Raw genomic sequence first — 17,773 nt, 5'->3', positions numbered from 1 at the left:
AGTACGGGCGGTGGGGAAGCGTCGGCCGACAACGGCGCAAAACGTGTCGCCGACCGCGGTCGGCGCCTACCGTGACCTCATCAGCGAAACACCGCGGAAGGGTGGTGGGCCATGGACGACGAACAGCCGGCGCCCACAACGAAAGGTGTTGCGACGGAACTGCTGACGGCCCTCGACCGCGGTCCCGAGATCGCCGGCCCGGCGGGGCGTGAGTGACAGATACCGCCCCAATCGGGCAATTCGGCGCTAATCTCACCTCAACAGTCGAGCAGCCGCGAGGAACGAGAACGTGATGTCGGCACGCGCGGAGGCCAGCGAAACCCCCGTCTCGGTGATGATGTTCGGGACCGTGCGCGTCGACGTCGAGGGACATCCGGCCGACGTGAAGTCCCGTCGAGAGCGTGCCGTGCTGGCTCGCCTCGTCGCCGCCGACGGCCACGTGGTGTCGACGGACCGCCTGATCGAGGATCTGTGGAACGGTGAGCCTCCGCCGAAGGCATTGGGCGGGCTCCAGGTGCACATCTCCAATCTGCGGCGGATACTCGAACCGCATCGGGCGCCCCGGGCACCCGCACGGATCCTGGTGAGCGAGCCGCCCGGGTACGCCCTGAGATTGCCGCGCCCGGCGGTGGATCTCTGGCGGTTCGCCGACCTCGTCGGCCGTGCCGAGGGAAGTACCGCAGACGCACGCCACGATCAGCTGACCCGCGCTCTCACACTCTGGCAGGGCACGCCGTTCGGGCCGCACGCCACCGACGAATGGGCACGCGCCGCGGTCACTCATCTCGACGAGCTGCGGCTGATCGCGATCGAACAGCAGGCCGACGACGCGCTGGCACTCGGCCGGCCGGCCGAGGTGGTTGCCGCGCTGGCCTCCGTCTGCGACAGCAATCCGACCCGCGAGGAACTCTTCCGACTGACCGCGCTCGCCCAGTACCGACTCGGCCGGCAGGCGGATGCCCTCGAGACCCTCCGCACGCTGCGCGAGTATCTCGCCGACGAACTCGGCGTCGATCCCTCGCCTCCGGTTCGTGAGTTGGAAGCCGCAATCCTGCAGCAGGATCCGGCGCTACGCGGGTCGTCGTCGGCGGGGATCGGCGCCGTCGTCACGTCGACCGACACCGGGCCGAGAATAATCACCTCATCCGTCGACCGGTCGATCCCCGACGTCGTGGCGCGCGATGCCGAGGTGGAGAAACTCGCGGCACACGCCGAGTCGGTGCGCCGCACGGGTCTGCGGATCGTCTGGGTCACCGCCGAGGCCGGGGGCGGGAAATCGACACTGGCACAACGGTTCGCCGCGCGGCAACGGGCCGCGGGATGGGCGACCGCGATCGGACACTGTCCCGAGGTCGAAGGCGCGCCGACGGCCTGGGCCTGGCGTGAGGTCGTCGGCGAACTCGGCGGCGACAACGAGCTCGACGACCCGTTCCTCATCGCCCGCCAGATCGGCGCCCTCGGCAAGTCCGGACCCGTCGACACGGGCACCGTCCTCGTTCTCGACGACGCCCATCGGGCCGACAGTGCCACTCTGCAGGTGCTGCGTCAGACGGTGACCTGGCTGGCCGAAGAGCCCGTGCTGATCGTGGCAACCTACCGCCCGTCCGAAGCCGACACCGAGTTGATGGCCACCGGCGCATCGCTCATCTCCGTCACCGCCGACCACATCGCCCTCGCCGGCCTCACCGACGACGAGATCCGTGCCGTGGCGACCGCCGCCGGACTGACGCCGGTCGACGACGAGACCCTGTCCCTGTTGCGATCTCGTACCGATGGCAATCCGCTCTTCGTGCGCGAACTCGCCAAGCTCGTGGCCTCGCGAGGCAGGCGTGACGCGTCGACGACCGTGCCCAGCGGCGTCCGCGAGGTGCTGCTGCAACGGGTGGAACGACTGCCACCCGACACCGTGTCCACGTTGCGGTTGCTCTCGGTGTGCGGCCGCAGTGCCGACGTGGACACGCTGCTCGCGCTCTGGCCCGACGTCGATGCCGAGGATGTCGTGCTCGATGCCATCGACACGGCGGTGGTGGCGGGTCTGCTCGGCATCGACATGGATCGCGTCCGCTTCACTCACGTGTTGATGCGCGACGCGGTCTACGACGCCATCCCTGAATTGCGGCGCCGACGATTGCATTGGCGCACAATGGAATATCTCCGCACACTGACCGCGCCAGTGCCGGCCGAACTCGCAATTCACGCCGCGCTGGGGGCCTCCGCGTCGACCGCCGAGCAAGCACTCGACATCGTGGTGCAGGCGGCCGGGCAGCGGATCGACGGCGACCTGGCCGCCGACTCGGCGCCGCTGTGGCAGCACGCGGTGGATCTGCATCTGCTCGCGGGACACGACCGTCCGTCGGCCGATCGGGCGGCGCGGGTGGCACTGGTGGGCGCTCTGTGCGAGCTCGTCACCGCGTTGGCGCACCGCGGCGAGACCGTCGTGGCCCGGGAACGACGGGAACAGGCTCTGCACCTGGCCGAGTCCATCGGCGATTCGGCGCTGGTGGTTTCGGCGCTGACCTGTTGGCGCACACCGTTCATCTGGAGCACGCGCGCCAAGGGTGTGCTCGACGAGGTGGTGGTGTCGGCCCTGCAATCGGCACTGCCGAACGCATCGGGTGCTCAGCGGGCGAGGCTGTTGACCACCGCGGTGATGGAGTACGAGGGGAGTGACGACCAGCTCGCCATCGACCTCGCGCGTGAAGCCGTCGAGATCGCCTCCGGGATAGACGATTTCGAGTTGCGGTGCGCGGCACTCAATGCCCGCGCGTTCACCGCTCTCGGACCGGACAGCCGACCCGAATATGCCGGGCTCGCCAACGACTTCCTCGCCGCAGCGCAGGCGTCGGGCAGCCTGGAGTACACGGCTGCCGCCCGGTTCTACCTGTTCATGCTGCGCATGTCGCAGATCGACCTGCCGGGCGCGGTCGCCGAGATGACGCTGGCGCTGCAGAGCGCCACCAGTGGACGGGTCGGTGAGCTCATCGTGGTGTTCTCGGCGTTCTCCGCGGTGACCGATATCTTGCGTGGCGATCTGGATTCGGCCGAGCAGAAGTACCGGGCGTTGAGTCGGGATCTCATCGCCGCCGGCATACCGGCCGGCGAGGATTTCATGGCGATCGAGCAACTCTGTACCGGCTGGCACCGCGGTTCGATCGGCCACGTCCTCGACGATCTGACGCCGATGTTCGAGCGTTCACCGCAGGCGGTCGCCTGGACCTATGTACTGGCTCTCGTCGACGCGGGCCGCATCGACGAGGCCCGCGCGCTCGCGGCCACCGACCTGCCGGTCAGTCGCGACTACTACTGGACGTCCATCCAGGGCTTCCATGCCCGCGCACTGGTCCGGCTCGGCATGGTCGAGGAGGCGGCCGAACTCTATGCGTCGCTGCTGGATTGGTCGGGCACCGTGATGGGTCTCGACGCCGCCAGTGTATCCTTCGGCCCGATGGACTACGTCCTCGCCGACCTCGCCGAGCTGTTGGGCGACGACATCGCCGCACAGCGGCATCGGCAGATCGCGGCCGACGTCGAGGAGACCGTGCGCCGGGGGCTGGAAGAGATCGGCGCGCTCACGGGCGATCCTGCGCGTCCCCGCCCAGCAGCGGAAAGAAGTGACCCGACACGTCGCGCAGAAACCGGACGATGAGGTCGGGAGTCAGCTCCGCATCCGGATCGTGAAGTTCGGCGGGAAGATTCACGCCCATCTCCCTGGCCCGGGCGAGCAGACCGGGGCCGACCGCCTTGCCGAGGGTGCTCAACGCCCGGCCGACCACCTCCGGATCCATCGTCCACTCCGGCACCGGACGGGCCCGCACCTGCGCCCACGCATCCGGGTCACGAGGGGTGTCGCGGCTGAAGACATGGTCGAACGCGCGCGCCGACGCGTCTCGCCCGGTGAATGCCTCGCCGAGTCCCCACACCTTGCGTAGGGTCGCGATCAGCGAGGTGTGCCGGTACTCCTCGTTGTGCACCGCACCCGATTCGACCCACGGCGACACCATGATCGCCGGTACCCGATACCCGGAGCGAGTGAAGGTGAAGCCGCACTCTCCGGGTGGAGCGGAGGGATCCGGTGGAGGAACCGGTCCCGGCGGCACGTGGTCGTAGGTGCCTCCCGGCTCGTCCCAGCCGATCAGCAACGGTGTGTTCCACACGTTGGGGCCGGTGTCGGAGGTCGCCGATCGGTAGGCGGTGAACACCTGCTCCAGAAAGGCCTCACCGGCCAGCATCGAGGACGGGCTGTCGACGTCGATGGTCACCGCGTCGCCAAACGAGCGGCCCATCGCCGGATGGTAATCACCATGGCCGGCAATCATGTTCGGTTCGATGAGCGAGAAGTTGGGCAGCGTGCCGGCCGCCGCATCGCTCTCGAACTCGGCGAACGGCACGAAATGGGTCGAAAGTCGGTCCTTCAGACGGGGAAAGTGGATGACACCGGTGAACGACAGTGGCATCGGTTCGCGCACATACACTTTCCACGTCTTGCCGTGGGCTTCGAGGCGTTCGAAGAGTGTCTCCGCGTCGTTGTCGGTGAACCACTTCGTCGTCGGGCTGTTGACCACGAGCCCCGAGGATGTCGCCGCGGTCCAGAATGACCGATTCATGAAGGTCTGCGACGGCACCTCGCAGAACCAGTGGTCGAAGACCGCGAAATCGCGGGCGATCCCGTTGAGGACCGGAAGTTGTTCGGGTGTGTAGCCGGTCATGATGTGCGCGTACTCGTCGTAGGTCGGCTGCCGACCGATCTCGCCGGTGAAGGTGGAGATGTAATCGGTGACGAACCCGTCCATCGTCGGTGTGGCACCGGGGGGCGGCGCATTCCAGGGCGCGGTCACGGAATCGCCGATCTTGTACCGGTTGTGCTCGTCGAGGATGTTGAAGAGCTGCGTGTTGGTGTGGTAGTACTCCTCGCCGGAGTCCGGATTCGGAGAGTCCATGTCGGTGGCGACGGTATACGGAACCACCTGCCGCTCAGCGCCATCCGCCGCCCACCCGGGTATCGGATTGCTGAGGTTCTTGCCGATGACTCCGTCGAAGTCCTTACCGTCCCCGGGGCCGTAGAGGTGCCCGAGCACGTTGTCGAGGGAGCGGTTCTCGAACAGCACGACGACGATGTTGTCCAGTGCGTGGGATCTGTCGGGTGTCGGCATCTTGGCCCACCTATTCGTGTCGCGGAACGCCGTCGACGATACTCGGACGGCTCCGACCAATGGCCCGATCCGACGATTCGGGACGGTGCGATGACCTGTGAGGTAATCGCTCGAATGACCCCGGCTGCGATGGAATGAGGACATCAACCGAACAGGAGCGCCGCGATGACCGGACCGACGAACAACCCCCAGCCGGCTCCCGCGTGGCTGCTCGCGGTCATGCGATGCGACAAGGCCGGGTCCGCCTGGTACGTCGGAGCCGGCTTCTTCTTCGCGCCGGCGCTGGTGTTCCTCGATCCCTGGCCGCTGTTGCGGACGGTGGCGCTGGTGGTGATCGCCCTCATCGGGCTGTGGTTGGGACTGCTCGGGATCGCCATGGCGACCGGGCTGGCGATCGTGCTGCGGCGGGGCGACGAGCTACCGAACTCGTTCTGGCGGTTGATCATCAATGATCCCGAACTTCGAGATCAGTCTGTGCGGCGGCAGCCACCGGGGCCGACCCATTCCGCCCGGGAGTGAAACCTGCTACGTTCCGAGGACCGTGCGAGAGAACGAGGAGGTGGTACCCGTGAACGTTGCGACAAGGGTGCTCCCCTCCGGGGTCACGGTCGGACGGTAGGTCGTCCGGGAGCGCCGTCCACGAGCACTCCGAAAGAAACGACCATGCATTTCACCTCCCGACGACGCCTCGACGACGACCTCGTCGAACGCGAGTTCACCCACGACGAGATCCCTGGAATCCTGTGGACCCGCGAAGGTTCCGCACCGGCGCCACTCATCCTCCTCGGCCACCCGGGCGGACTGCGCGGCATGTACCCACGATTGGCGGCCCGCGCCCGAATCACTCTGGCGCAGTATGGCTTTGCCGCGGCCACGATCGAACTTCCGGGCAGCGGTGACCGGCCGCCGTCCGCCTCCGCCGAGGCGGCGCGGGCAGACCTGCGCCGGGCGATGGCGGCCGGCGAGCCGGTGGACGAGATCGTCGACCGGCTCATCCTTCCCCTGGTGGATCAGGTGGTGCCGGAATGGCGGTCCACCCTCGACGCCCTCCTGACGCTGCCCGAGATCGGCGGGCCCGTCGGATACTCGGGAGGATTCATCGCCATCGGCGTGCGGCTGGCCGTGGTCGAGCCGAGAATCTCGGCCGCGGGACTCTTCGCGGGAAGTTTCGTGCCGGCCGCCACGTTCGAGGAGGCCCGACGGGTGACCATTCCGCTCCACGTCCTGCTGCAGTGGGACGACGAAGGCAATGACCGGCAGGCCGCCCTGAACCTGTTCGATGCCTTCGGCTCGAACGAGAAGACTCTGCAGGCCAACATGGGCGGGCACACCGGCGTCCCGCAGTTCGCAGGCGAGGAGGCGGCCCGGTTCTTCGCCCGGCACCTGACGTGAGGCCGCACGGCCAAGGGGGCACCTGAACTGGGTTGGAGGAGTATATTTGCCCCATGGCGCGGGTGAATCCAGGCCGCTGGACCGCGGAGATCGAGGGCGACTTCGTCGTCTTCATCATCGGTGCGCGCCTCAACACCCCTTGGCGTGCGCTGCGCGGCTTCGTCGATCTCGGCGGCAAGCGCGGAATGCCGTACATGCTGAAGTATCTGACGGAGCACCCCGAGAAGGGCATGCTCGGCTACCAGAACTTCGGCATCACCAACGTCCAGTACTGGCGCTCGTTCGACCATCTCGAGGCGTTCGCCAAGGACCCCGACGATCCGCACTCCGCCGCCTGGCGCGAGTACTGGAAGCGGGTCGGCAAGAGTACGCGCAGCGGTGTCTGGCATGAGACATTCCTTGTCCGCGCAGGGGAGTACGAGGCGATCTACGGCAACATGCCGCCGACGGGGCTGGGTCGCGCCGCTCACCTGGTGCCGCTGTCGGAGTCGACGTCCGCGCGAAAACGGCTACGCCACTTGGCTCGCTGAGCGACGGGACCTCGTTAGCGATGCTGCCCGTTGTCGCGGCCATGGTCGTGATCATCGCCGATGAGTCGGTCGAGCACCTCCACGGTGGCCTCCGCCGCCAGCGAGAACGGCTCGAGGACGGTGTCTGCACCGGCGGCCCGCAGGCGCTCCGCATCGAGGGGGTGATGCGCGGTCACCACCATGTGCCCCTCATACCCGTGGTGCTTCAGCGCATGGAGGAGGGTCAGATTGGCGTCCACCGCGGGAATCGTGCTGATCACGAATGCGGCGTGGTCGAGCGGCAATGACTCCAAGAAGTGCAGGTCGGTCGCGCTGCCGTAGACCGCGTTGATCCCGGGTCGATTGTTGGACGCCAGGCGGTGTGGATCGAAGTCGACGGCGAGGATCCGACGGCCACCGGAGCTGCACTGGTCGGCGATGTGCCGGCCGAAGCGGCCCAGCCCGTAGAGGATCGCGTCGACATCGCGTTCGGATTCAGTCAGTGCCTTGGCCCGGGAGGGCGTGCGATCGAGGAAGCCCAGGAACCGTTCGAGACGCACGTAGAGCCGGCGGGAGAAGGGAATGAGATATGCCGACCCGCCGATGGTGATGAGGGCAACCATCGTGATGAGACTCGAGGTGGTGCTGGAGATGTCGCCGAGCCCAACCCCCACGGCCGCGAGGATCAGGGAGAACTCGGAGATCTGACCGAGTGGCAGGCCGGTCATGAAGGAGACCTGCGGGGGATAGCGTTGCACGGTCATCAAGAGCATGATGATCAGCGGTTTGGCGATCAGGACGAACAGCGAGAAGACGACGATCTCGGCGATGTGGCCGGAGGCGTCCGCGAAGTCCAGTCCGGCGCCGAGGTCGAGGAAGAAGAACAACAGCAGGAAGTCGCGCAGGCTCACCAGGCGCGCACCAAGTGCATCGCGGTAGGGGGTCGCCGCCAGTGATATCCCGGCGAGGAACGCGCCGACCTCGGAACTGAACCCGAGGCTTTCGGTCACCGCGGCGGTCGCGATCGCATAGGCCACGGCGAACAGCACGAGCAGTTCTTGCGACCGCGCGACGTGATGCAGCAGCCACGGCAGGACGAACCGCATCAGACCCCCGAGACCCACCAGCAGCGCGGCCCCTTTGACGAACACCAGGGTGACGGCGACCGCCATCGACGCGCCTGTCGGATGGCCGAAAGCGTTGATCGCGATCATCACGACGACCACGACCAGGTCCTGCACGATCAACAGACCGACCGCGATCCGGCCGTGGAGCTGTTCGATCTCGCGGGTGTCCGACAGCAACTTGACGATGATGATCGTCGACGAGAAGGTCACGGCGAGAGCGATGTAGAGGCCGGCGACCGCGCCGGCACCGAACCAGATCGCGAGCAGGAACCCGAGGGCGGCGGTCGTCACCACCTGGCCCATACCGGTGATGAGAGCGACCGGCCCCGTGGTGCGGATGAGATTCATGTCGAGCCGCAGACCGACGAGGAACAGCAGGATGGCGATGCCGAGCCGGGCAAGCAACTCGATCGCGTCGTTCGTGACGACCCACCCGGTGCCGGTCGGCCCGACGAGGATGCCGACGCCGATGAACGCGACGATCATCGGTTGCCGGAGCTTGGTCGCGATCAGACCGGCGACCGCCGCGATGGACAGGATCGCCGCGATCTGAGCGAACTCGTGCAATTGCACGGGTCGAATTTATCGCGACACCGCGCCGTCGGGGCATTGGCGTCGGCTGCACCGCTACTTACTCACTGCCGATTGCAGAACCGCTCCGCATTGCGCACCTCACCCGACACAATGATGGTGTCGTCGGCAGACAAGACCGTCTCCTCGGTGGCGTAGGTGAAGGTGCCGCCCACCGTCTTGTAGGCGACCACCGTCACCCCGTATCTCTCACGGATCGGCGTGTCCGCCAATCGCTTCCCGACGATCGAGGTGGGCACGTCCGACTTGACCATGGCGTAGTCGTCGTCGAACTCGATGTAGTCCATCATCCGTCCACGCACCAGGTGCGCGACACGCTTGCCCATGTCGTGTTCGGGCCGGACGATGTGCTCCACCCCGATCTGGCGCAAGATACGTGCGTGGGCATTCGTGACCGCCTTCGCCCACACATGTGGCACCGACAGATTGATCAACGCCGACGCGGTGAGCAGGCTCGCCTCCAGATCGGAGCCGATGCCCACCACTGCCCGGTCGAATTCGGGGACCGACAGCTGACGCAACACATCCTCGTCGGTGGTGTCCGCGGCGACCGCGTGCGTGATGAGATGCGAGACCCGCTGGATGACGGATTCATCGGAATCGATGCCGAGCACCTCCGTTCCCTGTGCCATCAGTTCCAGCGCAAGGGATTCCCCGAACCGGCCCAGTCCGAGGACGACAACGACATCCGACGACGGTCTCCTAGCCAATGAACGGCCTTTCCTCGGGGAGTGAGAACCGGCGGTCACGCTGACGCGCCGCGAGTGAACTGACCAGGGTGATCGATCCGATGCGACCCAGGTACATCAGCACGATCAGGATCCATTGTGACCAGCCGGGAAGAAACGCGGTGATCCCCGTCGAGAGTCCGACGGTGGCGAATGCGGAGGTCACTTCGAACAGCACCGAGTCGAGATCGAAGTCGGTGCCGGCCAGCAGCAGGACGGTCGGCACCACCACCAGCGCGACGCCCATCAGTGCGACGGCCAGCGCCTGCCTCACGACGCGTTCGTCGACCCGCCGATCGAACACCGTGACCGTGCGGTCGCCGCGGGCCTCCGCCACGATCGCGAACAGCAACAGGACGAAGGTGGTGACCTTGATGCCGCCGGCGGTACCGCCGCTTCCGCCGCCGATGAACATCAGGACATCGGTGACCAGCCAGGTGGCGTGGTCCATCTGCGCGTAGTCGACGCTGTTGAACCCCGCGGTGCGTGGCATGACCCCCTGGAAGGATGCGACAAGGATCTTGCCGGGTATGTCGAAGCCGCTCAGGGTGCGTCGCCACTCCAGGATCAGGACCAGGAGCGGTCCGGCGACCAGAAGAATCGCGGTCATCACGAGTGTGATCCGCGCGTGAATACTCCATCGTCGGGTTTGCCGGCGGATCCGACGACCCACCTCGACCAGAACCGGAAAACCCAACGTACCCAGGATCACCGCGACCATCAGCGGCACGCAGATCCAGCCATCGTCCGCGAACGCGACCATGTTGTTGCTGAACAGGGCGAAACCGGCGTTGTTGAACGCCGAGATCGAATGGAAGACGCCGAGCCATATCGCCCGTCCCAGCGGTTCGTGGTAGCCGAGAGCGAACCGTGCGGTCAAGAACACCGCGACCACGAATTCGATGGCGAAGCTCATCTGCACCACGGTCACCACGACACGCTGTACGTCACCGAGACCTGAGGCACGCACCTCGGCGGCCGCGTTGAGCCGCGCACGCAATCCGATCCGGTTGGCCAGGATCAGGCCCGCGACCGACGCGACCGTCATGATGCCGAGGCCGCCGATCTGGATGAGACCGATGATCACCACGTCGCCGAAGGTCGACCAGTGTGTCTGCGTGTCGACGACGGCGAGCCCCGTCAGGCACATCGCCGACGTCGCGGTGAACAGGGCGTCGAGCGCGCTCGTGTGCACCCCGGGCTGCGCCGCCTCCGGCAGCATCAGCAGGCCGGTGCCGACGGCGATGCCCACCGCAAACACCAAGGCCACCATCCGAACCGGCGTGAGCGCCGCCGCCCCGGGCCCCTTGCGGGCCGAGCCGCCGGAGGGGGAGTGCCCGGCATCGTCCACGAATGGTCACAGTAGTGGAAGTTCGGGCATCATCGGTGCAGGTTGAGCGCGTCGGCCGGTCTCCCGGGACGTCCCGGCCTCCTGGGCCCGTCTCCCGGACCGGAAACGTCCTCCGGCGGCTCGACGCCGAATACAGATGCAGTGCCAGCGATCGGCCGAAGAAATAGTCGACACGGACGCGTGCTGACACGGCATCCATATTCGCTGCGGGTTGAGCTTCCTCGTGCGAAGGTGTCACCATCGCTGCATGGACGGCTGGCCTCCGCACCTCGACGTCGGCGCCGTGCGCTTTGCACGGCCGACCGCCAATCTCGACGAGGTTCTCGCCTTTTATCGCGACGACCTGGGGCTGCCGGTGCTCGCCGAGTGGCGTGATCACTCCGGCTACGACGGCGTCGTGTTCGGTTTACCGGGCGCGCCCGTGCACATGGAGCTCCTCGAGCACGGCGATCACATCCCGGAACCGAGTCCGGAAAACCAATTGGTGCTGTACCTCCGCAGTCCCGCCGCGGTCGAGACGGCGACGCGGCGACTCGTCGAGCGCGGACACCATCCCGTTCCGGCCGCGAATCCGTACTGGACCGATCACCACGCGGTGCTCTTCGAAGACCCCGATGGCTGGCTGGTTGTCCTGGCGCCCTGGGTGTTCACGCAGTAGACGCGCTACCTCTCGGCCAGCCAGGCGTCGATCAGTTCGGGCAGGCTCTCGACGCCGGCTTGGAGCGACTTCTGGTACATGCGGGCGACGACGGCATCGGCCAACTTGCCGAAGACTCCGCCCATGCCGCTGTCGGCGACGATGTGGTACGTGTACTTCGTTCCGTCGGAGGTCTCCTCGAACTCGGTTGAGGTGGTGAATCCGAAAGGTGCTTTCGTGGAACGAAGTTCGGTGCCCTTGTTGACATCGACGCGAGTGAACTCCCCGGTCCATTCCATCGTTCGACCGAGAATCTTCGTTGTGCCCTGCCACATGCTGCCGACGGCGATCGGGCCATCGCTGAGTGATCTCAGCGCCGCCGTTCCCGGCGAAAAGGCGGCGAGATTCTCAGCGACAGTGCAGTATTCCCATACGGTCGATGCAGGGTGGGGGATGACTACGGACGCGCTTGCTTCAGGCATGGTGACTCCCTGTTCGATCTGCCTGCTTTCAGACGCCGTGCGTGCGATCGTTCCGCCGCCCACGGCTTGCTGTGACTGATGCGCGCACCTCAGGATACGCCTCCGACCGGATGGATTCCAGCCCGGTATGAGTTATTCCTTGATCTAACAGAGAAATTCGTTGTGCGGAAGCGCTGGGGGACCTCATCCCAGACACTTAGCTCTTGCGCTAACCATTCCGGTCTGCAACACTTAGCCTTGTGGCTAACCAAGATGTATTGGACGAGGTGTTCGTCGCACTCGCAGACCCGACCCGCCGCGCCGTGATCCGGCGTCTGGGACGAGGGCCGGCCAGTGTCGGCGAACTCGCCCAACCGTTCTCGATCACCTTGCCGTCGTTCATGAAGCACGTCCGCACCCTGGAATCGAGCGGGCTGATCCGGACCGACAAGTCGGGCCGGGTCCGCACCTGCACGCTCATCCGCGACCGACTGACGGTCGTCGACGACTGGCTCGCCGGCGAACGCCTCATCTGGGAAGCCCGCACCGACCGTCTCGAACAGTTCGTCACCAGCACCGAGGAGCAGTCATGACCACGGCCGTCGACCCCCAGCTCGACCTCACCCTGCAACGAACGATTCACGCTCCGCGCGAACGCATCTGGCGTGCATGGACCGAGCCGCGGTCGCTCGAGAAGTGGTGGCTGCCCGCACCGACGATCGCGCGTGTCACCCTGCTTGATGTCCGCCCGGGCGGCGCATTCGTCACGCAGATGAGCGACGACGGCACAACCTTTGTGCCCCATACCGACTCGGTCTTCCTCGTCGTCGAGCCGGCTCGACGACTGGTGTTCACCAACGCGGTCGACAGCAGGTGGCGCCCGGCCTCACCACATCCCGTTGCGATGACAGCCGAGATCGTGCTCGCTGATCATCCCGACGGAACCGAGTATCGGGTCACCGTGCGCCACGCCGACCCGACCGCGCGGCACCACCATGAGGAGTTGGGGTTCTTCGACGGCTGGGGGTCGGTCACCGACGCGCTCACAGCGCTCGTCGAGAGCGGCATTCCATCACGGTAGGCCGCGTGACCCACCCCGACCTCGACGGCCCCGATCGTCGCCTCGCGTGCGGCCGATCGGGCATGCTCGTCGAAATCCGGTGCGCGACAGATGAACAACGTGGTGCCGGCCGCGCCCCCGAGCATGCATGCGAAAGCGCCTGTGCCGACGGCGATCTCGTCGACGATCTCACCGCCCTCGCGGACGCGGATCACCCGATTGCCCAGGGCGTCGGCCACCCACAGGCACCCATCGGCGTCGAGGCCACACCCGTCGGGTCCGACCACGGCCCCGGCCAACACGTCGCCGAGCGCTCTTGTGGCCGGGGGTTGCGCGAACGTCGCCCAATCCCGCCGGCCACTCAGCGAGCCGTCCGCGGCGATGGAGAACGCACTGATCCGGTTGCCCAGGGTCTCGTCGACCAACAGGGTGTCGCCGTCGGGTGTCACCACGCTGCCGTTGGGGAAGTACAGCCCGGTCGCCACCGGCGTGACCGTCCCGTCGGGGTCGATCCGCAGCAGGTCGGCGGTGTCGAGGTCGGCGCCGGCCATGAGATCGAACCCGAAGTTCCCGAGCCACGCACGGCCGTGCCCGTCGACGACCATGTCGTTCGGGTGGCCCGTGACGTGCTCGCTGACGTCGGCGTGCACCTCGACCGTGCCGTCGGATTCGACACGCAGGATCGTCCGGTCCTTCATCGAGACGACCAGCAGACGTCCGTCCGGTAGCCACCCGAGTCCCGACGGCTGCGCCGGCACCTCGAGCTCGGTGCGCAGGTCGGAGCCATCCTCGTTCACCGAGTTCACGGTGTGGGTGTAGAAGTCGACAAACCACAGCCGGTCCTCGTGCCACCGAGGGCATTCGGTGAACGACATGCCGGAAACCACGGTGCGGATCTGCGATGAACTCATGGGTCGACCATAGGGAGCGGACGCGGGTGATCAGCCCGGTTTGCGACGCCCGGATACCCGACCTGCCAGGGCCCCGCTACACGCTGGATGGCCGGCTCGGGGCCAGCCGGTAGGTGCGCTGCAGATCGGCGACCTGCCGGCGTACCTCGTGCAGTTCGGCGATGAGCTGGCGCCGGCGCGGTGGGTCGATTGTCCGGTCGTCGAGTTCGGCCACCAGTGTGTCGGCGATGGCCTCGAATTCGTGCACGAAGATCATCGCCTGCAGTCGTCCGGGGTCGTCGGGTACTGCCTGCATAACTCGTGGATCGTAGTCGACCATCGGCCGCGGTGCCCGCTGTCGGCGGTGACGCCGCGTCCGACCCGGGTCACTCCCGCTGGTCGACGACGCCGAACTCACGACCTCGGCGCACGGCGTCGCGCCGGTTCGACACTTCCAGGCGCGTGAGGATCGCCGACACGTGGTGGTCGACGGTCTTCTCGGAGAGAAAGAGTCGATCGGCCAACTCGGCGTTGGTCAGACCCTCCGCCATCAGCACCAGCACCTCGACCTGTCGTTTGGTGAGACCTGCCGGGTTGGACACGGTGGCGGACCGCCGGCGAGACGGGACCGCGGTCATTCCGCCCAGCCGGAGATCGCGTCGGATCTTGTCGGCGGTCGCGCGCGCACCGAGCCGATCGAGGGTCATCAGTCCCTTGCTCGCGTTCGTCGGGTCATTCGTCTCCGTGAACGCCACCGCGGCGTCGAACGCCAACCCCAACTGGTCGAGCATCCGCGCCGACGCCCCGATGTCGCCGGCCAGGTAGGCAGCGCACGGCGGCGCTACGTCGGCCACGTCCACGCCGGCCCCGACCCGCTTCAGCCAAACCGCGAGATCACCTCGCGCCCACTGCAACCCGTCGCCGGATCGGGCCGCCAGACGGCGAAACTCGGCGACCCGATCGTCCGGCGACCCGGTCAACCACATCCGCTCAACCAGTGCGGCGGCCGCCGGGAGAACACGTAAGGGTTCCCCGAACCGGACACTCAACTCCCACGCATCCTCCAGTGCTGCACCGGGATCGCGGCCCGATCGCACGGCGACGAGTCCACGCACCAGCAGTGGCCACGGACGCGCCAGCGGTGCCGACGGCCCGTCGAGCACCGCGGCACTGTCCGCAAGCGCCTCATCCCAACGGCCACCGAGGAATTCGAGTCGCCCCCGTGACGCCAGCTGCCAGACGTGACAGACCGGGAGATCGCTGTTGACGGTCATCTCGATGCTCGTCGTCAACAGATCGGCTGCCGCGTCCAGCCGTCGGTGCTCGACGTCGAAGTAGGCGAGGTTGCTGTAGCCGCTGGAATGGATCTCATCGAGATGCTCTGGCGCGTGGGCGAGTACGTCCATGACCCGACGACGACCGTCGGCGTCACCGACCACGACGTCGCAGAGTCCCTGCACGATGTCGATCCGGGCCCGGAGCCCCGGATCGTCGATCGTGTCGGACACCCGTCGGGCCAACTCGAGATACTCCCTGGCCTCGGCGACGGCCGCCGATTGCATTGCCAGAAAGGCCCGCATCGCATACCCATGACCCAATGGCGCGGCGCCCGGCCCGGCGGGGTCGAACACCTGGATCGACTCGGCGACGTGGTGGTCGGCACCAGGCCGGTTGGCGTTGTACCACTCGTAGATCGACAGTGCATTGTGGTCGGCGCTCATGCCCGGCACGTCGCCGGCGGTCCGCCGCAGCCCCAATGCCCGCTCGCACGCATCGATCGCGTCATCCAGCCGATCGATGAGATAGAACTCGGCCGCCAGTTGCTCGAGTAACTCCACATCGTCCGCACTGTCGCCGGTGTGCGCCGCGAGCGCCGTCAGGAAGAAGTCGGCGCTCTGCCGGTGCGCGCCCGATCGGGCGGCTGTGCGTCCCGCCGCCGCGGCGGCCACGCGCACCCGGTCGCGGTCACCGGCACCCTGGGCGTGATGGACGATCGTGGCGTGATCGACCTCGCCGACGGCATCGGAGGCACGGATGAGCCGGCCATGCAGATCCGCTTCGGCACCGGGCGGTATCACCTCGGCAATGGCCAAGCGGCACAGGTCATGCCAGAACGCGATGCCGCGGGACGTCCTGCGTACCAGATGCGCCCGGCCCAGCCGACCCAGCGCATCGACGTCGGCGTCGAGCGCCGCCATCACCCGCGCGGGCACCGCACCGGGCGAGCAGGCCAACAGGTTCAGTACGTCCCAGCACGCCGCGTCGAGTCCGACGGTGCGGGCCAGGATCGCGTCACGCACGGTTCCCGGCAGGTCGTCACCCTCGTGGTCGAGCAACTCGGTGACGAAGAATGCGTTGCCCCCGCTGAGCTTGTGCAGCGACACCGGATCGAGTGGCCGGTCACCGACCATCTGTGCCACTGCTTCGATCGAGAGAGGTTGCACCGCAATCGATGTGGCCGATGTCGAGCGAGCGACGTCGCCGAGGAGGAGTTGGACCGGATCGGCCGGTCCGGCGGACTCGTCCCGGCGGGCGGCGATCACCACCAGCGTCGTGCTGCCCTGGATCCGTCGCAGAAGATGTCGCAGAAAGTCGGTGGTGCCCTGGTCGGCCCAGTGCACGTCGTCGACGACCAACAGTGTCGGCGTGGTGGCCAGATCGACCGTCACCGCGTCGAAGATGTCGTAGGCGTACTCGGCGCGAAGCAGCGCGCTCCGGGCGTCCGGCGACAGGGCATCGACGACGTCGAACAGTGGCCCCAGTGGGCGAGGGGTCGACAACGGGTCGCACGCACCCCACAGGACCCGCATGTCGGGGCAGCGGCGCACGAACTCCTCGACGAACACGGTCTTGCCGGCACCGGCCTCGCCGGTCACCATCACGACGCTGCCCTCGCCGGCACGCGCTCGGTCGGCCCGTGCCACGAGCGTTGCCAACTCGTCGTCACGCTCGATGAGAGCCACCGCTCGACGATAGGACGGCATCGGTGACCGCACAAGACACCGAACATGGGGAGGTTTTCCCGATGTGACCGCACCGGCCCGGGAGCGACACTCATTGAGCGCAAGCACTCCCACACCAACAAGGAGAACATCATGAAAACCTTTGTCATCGAACGCGAATTCCCCGGCGCCAACAAGCTCGACGGTGTCGCGCTGGCCGAGATCGCCACCACCTCGAACGCGGCGGCGGAATCGCTCGGCGTCCCCTACCGGTGGGTCACCAGCTACGCCGCCGGCGACAAGATCTACTGCATCCATCAGGCCGGCGACGAAGCCACCGTGCGGGAACACTCACGCCGCGCGGGCTTCCCCTGCACCCTGGTGACCGAGGTCGCGGCCGAGTTCGGTCCGCACACCGCGAACACCTGAGCGCCAACGTCCGCGCCCCGGTCGGTCCGACACCGACCGGGGCGCGGTCGCGCGTGGGGGTGGCGAGCCAACACTGCCCACCCGATCAACCGGGCCTACCGCTGGTCGAGTAAGCGACCGAGCCTGCGAGGCCGCGCATCGAGACCACTGCCGCACAAGCGATCTCGATGCGGCGCCTCGCAAGCTCGGAGCCTCACTCGATCAACGACAAGGCTCGTTCAGCCAAGGCGCGGTCACCCCCTCCGCTGGTCGAGTAAGCGACCGAGCCTGCGAGGCCGCGCATCGAGACCCCTGCCGCAAGCGATCTCGATGCGGCGCCTCGCTGCGCTCGGAGCCTTACTCGATCAACGACAAGGCTCGTTCAGCCAAGGCGCGGTCACCCCTCCGCTGGTCGAGTAAGCGACCGAGCATGCGAGGCCGCGCATCGAGACCCCTGCCGCAAGCGATCTCGATGCGGCGCCTCGCTGCGCTCGGAGCCTTACTCGATCAACGACAAGGCTCGTTCA

General features: G+C 67.0%; 15 protein-coding genes and 1 pseudogene. 8 read left to right on the top strand and 8 right to left on the bottom strand.

Annotated elements, in window-relative coordinates; all coding sequences use genetic code 11:
* The first annotated feature begins 292 nt into the window (after window positions 1-292).
* A complete protein-coding gene (locus tag ACWDTI_RS19140) occupies window positions 293-3,646 on the top strand; it encodes a BTAD domain-containing putative transcriptional regulator (protein WP_449739693.1) in 3,354 nt (1,117 codons plus the stop codon).
* On the opposite strand, the gene ACWDTI_RS19135 is transcribed toward ACWDTI_RS19140, so the two are convergent.
* Window positions 3,570-5,150, bottom strand: coding sequence for an alkaline phosphatase family protein (locus ACWDTI_RS19135; protein ID WP_449739692.1), 1,581 nt, complete (start codon window positions 5,148-5,150; stop codon window positions 3,570-3,572). The two genes, ACWDTI_RS19140 and ACWDTI_RS19135, sit on opposite strands and share 77 nt — an antisense overlap.
* A 165-nt stretch (window positions 5,151-5,315) precedes the next feature.
* Between ACWDTI_RS19135 and ACWDTI_RS19130 the strand changes: the two genes are divergently transcribed.
* The 3 genes from ACWDTI_RS19130 to ACWDTI_RS19120 all read left to right on the top strand — a co-directional run bounded on the left by ACWDTI_RS19130 (window position 5,316) and on the right by ACWDTI_RS19120 (window position 7,072).
* A complete protein-coding gene (locus ACWDTI_RS19130; protein ID WP_449739691.1) occupies window positions 5,316-5,669 on the top strand; it encodes a hypothetical protein in 354 nt (117 codons plus the stop codon).
* Window positions 5,670-5,813: 144 nt separating this feature from the next.
* Complete coding sequence (locus tag ACWDTI_RS19125; protein WP_449739690.1) at window positions 5,814-6,542, top strand: dienelactone hydrolase family protein; 729 nt, start codon at window positions 5,814-5,816, stop codon at window positions 6,540-6,542.
* 53 nt (window positions 6,543-6,595) lie between these two features.
* The gene (locus ACWDTI_RS19120) at window positions 6,596-7,072 is read left to right on the top strand and encodes a DUF4188 domain-containing protein (RefSeq protein ID WP_449739689.1); all 477 of its coding nucleotides are present in this window, start codon (window positions 6,596-6,598) and stop codon (window positions 7,070-7,072) included.
* 14 nt (window positions 7,073-7,086) lie between these two features.
* On the opposite strand, the gene ACWDTI_RS19115 is transcribed toward ACWDTI_RS19120, so the two are convergent.
* The 3 genes from ACWDTI_RS19115 to ACWDTI_RS19105 form a co-directional block, all read right to left on the bottom strand.
* Window positions 7,087-8,751 carry a cation:proton antiporter gene (locus ACWDTI_RS19115; protein ID WP_449739688.1) on the bottom strand — a complete coding sequence of 555 codons (1,665 nt, stop codon included), beginning with the start codon at window positions 8,749-8,751 and terminating at the stop codon, window positions 7,087-7,089.
* Between the two features lie 62 nt (window positions 8,752-8,813).
* On the bottom strand, window positions 8,814-9,479 hold the full coding sequence (locus ACWDTI_RS19110) for a potassium channel family protein (RefSeq protein WP_449739687.1): 666 nt from the start codon (window positions 9,477-9,479) through the stop codon (window positions 8,814-8,816).
* On the bottom strand, window positions 9,472-10,770 hold the full coding sequence (locus ACWDTI_RS19105; protein ID WP_449739786.1) for a TrkH family potassium uptake protein: 1,299 nt from the start codon (window positions 10,768-10,770) through the stop codon (window positions 9,472-9,474). The genes ACWDTI_RS19110 and ACWDTI_RS19105 overlap by 8 nt, the downstream gene beginning before the upstream one ends.
* A 325-nt stretch (window positions 10,771-11,095) precedes the next feature.
* Here ACWDTI_RS19105 and ACWDTI_RS19100 point away from each other — a divergent pair, with 325 nt between their 5' ends.
* Window positions 11,096-11,506 (top strand): VOC family protein, encoded by a 411-nt coding sequence (locus ACWDTI_RS19100; protein ID WP_449739686.1) that lies wholly within the window; start codon window positions 11,096-11,098, stop codon window positions 11,504-11,506.
* A 5-nt stretch (window positions 11,507-11,511) separates the two neighbouring features.
* On the opposite strand, the gene ACWDTI_RS19095 is transcribed toward ACWDTI_RS19100, so the two are convergent.
* Window positions 11,512-12,030: an SRPBCC family protein gene (locus ACWDTI_RS19095; protein WP_449739685.1), complete on the bottom strand. Its 519-nt coding sequence runs from the start codon at window positions 12,028-12,030 to the stop codon at window positions 11,512-11,514.
* 176 nt (window positions 12,031-12,206) lie between these two features.
* Between ACWDTI_RS19095 and ACWDTI_RS19090 the strand changes: the two genes are divergently transcribed.
* Both ACWDTI_RS19090 and ACWDTI_RS19085 read left to right on the top strand, forming a co-directional pair.
* On the top strand, window positions 12,207-12,539 hold the full coding sequence (locus tag ACWDTI_RS19090; protein WP_449739684.1) for an ArsR/SmtB family transcription factor: 333 nt from the start codon (window positions 12,207-12,209) through the stop codon (window positions 12,537-12,539).
* On the top strand, window positions 12,536-13,027 hold the full coding sequence (locus ACWDTI_RS19085) for an SRPBCC domain-containing protein (RefSeq protein ID WP_449739683.1): 492 nt from the start codon (window positions 12,536-12,538) through the stop codon (window positions 13,025-13,027). The genes ACWDTI_RS19090 and ACWDTI_RS19085 overlap by 4 nt, the downstream gene beginning before the upstream one ends.
* A 98-nt stretch (window positions 13,028-13,125) precedes the next feature.
* On the opposite strand, the pseudogene ACWDTI_RS19080 reads toward ACWDTI_RS19085, so the two are convergent.
* The 3 genes and pseudogenes from ACWDTI_RS19080 to ACWDTI_RS19070 all read right to left on the bottom strand — a co-directional run.
* Window positions 13,126-13,881, bottom strand: a pseudogene (locus ACWDTI_RS19080) (SMP-30/gluconolactonase/LRE family protein); the annotation flags it as partial.
* 112 nt (window positions 13,882-13,993) lie between these two features.
* Complete coding sequence (locus ACWDTI_RS19075) at window positions 13,994-14,212, bottom strand: hypothetical protein (RefSeq protein WP_449739682.1); 219 nt, start codon at window positions 14,210-14,212, stop codon at window positions 13,994-13,996.
* Window positions 14,213-14,282: 70 nt separating this feature from the next.
* Window positions 14,283-16,859 carry an ATP-binding protein gene (locus ACWDTI_RS19070; RefSeq protein ID WP_449739681.1) on the bottom strand — a complete coding sequence of 859 codons (2,577 nt, stop codon included), beginning with the start codon at window positions 16,857-16,859 and terminating at the stop codon, window positions 14,283-14,285.
* Window positions 16,860-16,991: 132 nt separating this feature from the next.
* On the opposite strand from ACWDTI_RS19070, the gene ACWDTI_RS19065 reads away from it, so the two are divergent.
* A complete protein-coding gene (locus ACWDTI_RS19065) occupies window positions 16,992-17,267 on the top strand; it encodes a DUF4242 domain-containing protein (protein ID WP_449739680.1) in 276 nt (91 codons plus the stop codon).
* Window positions 17,268-17,773 lie beyond the last annotated feature (506 nt).

The organism is Gordonia sp. NPDC003424, assembly GCF_053588655.1.
This window is presented reverse-complemented; position numbering and strand designations above follow the sequence as displayed.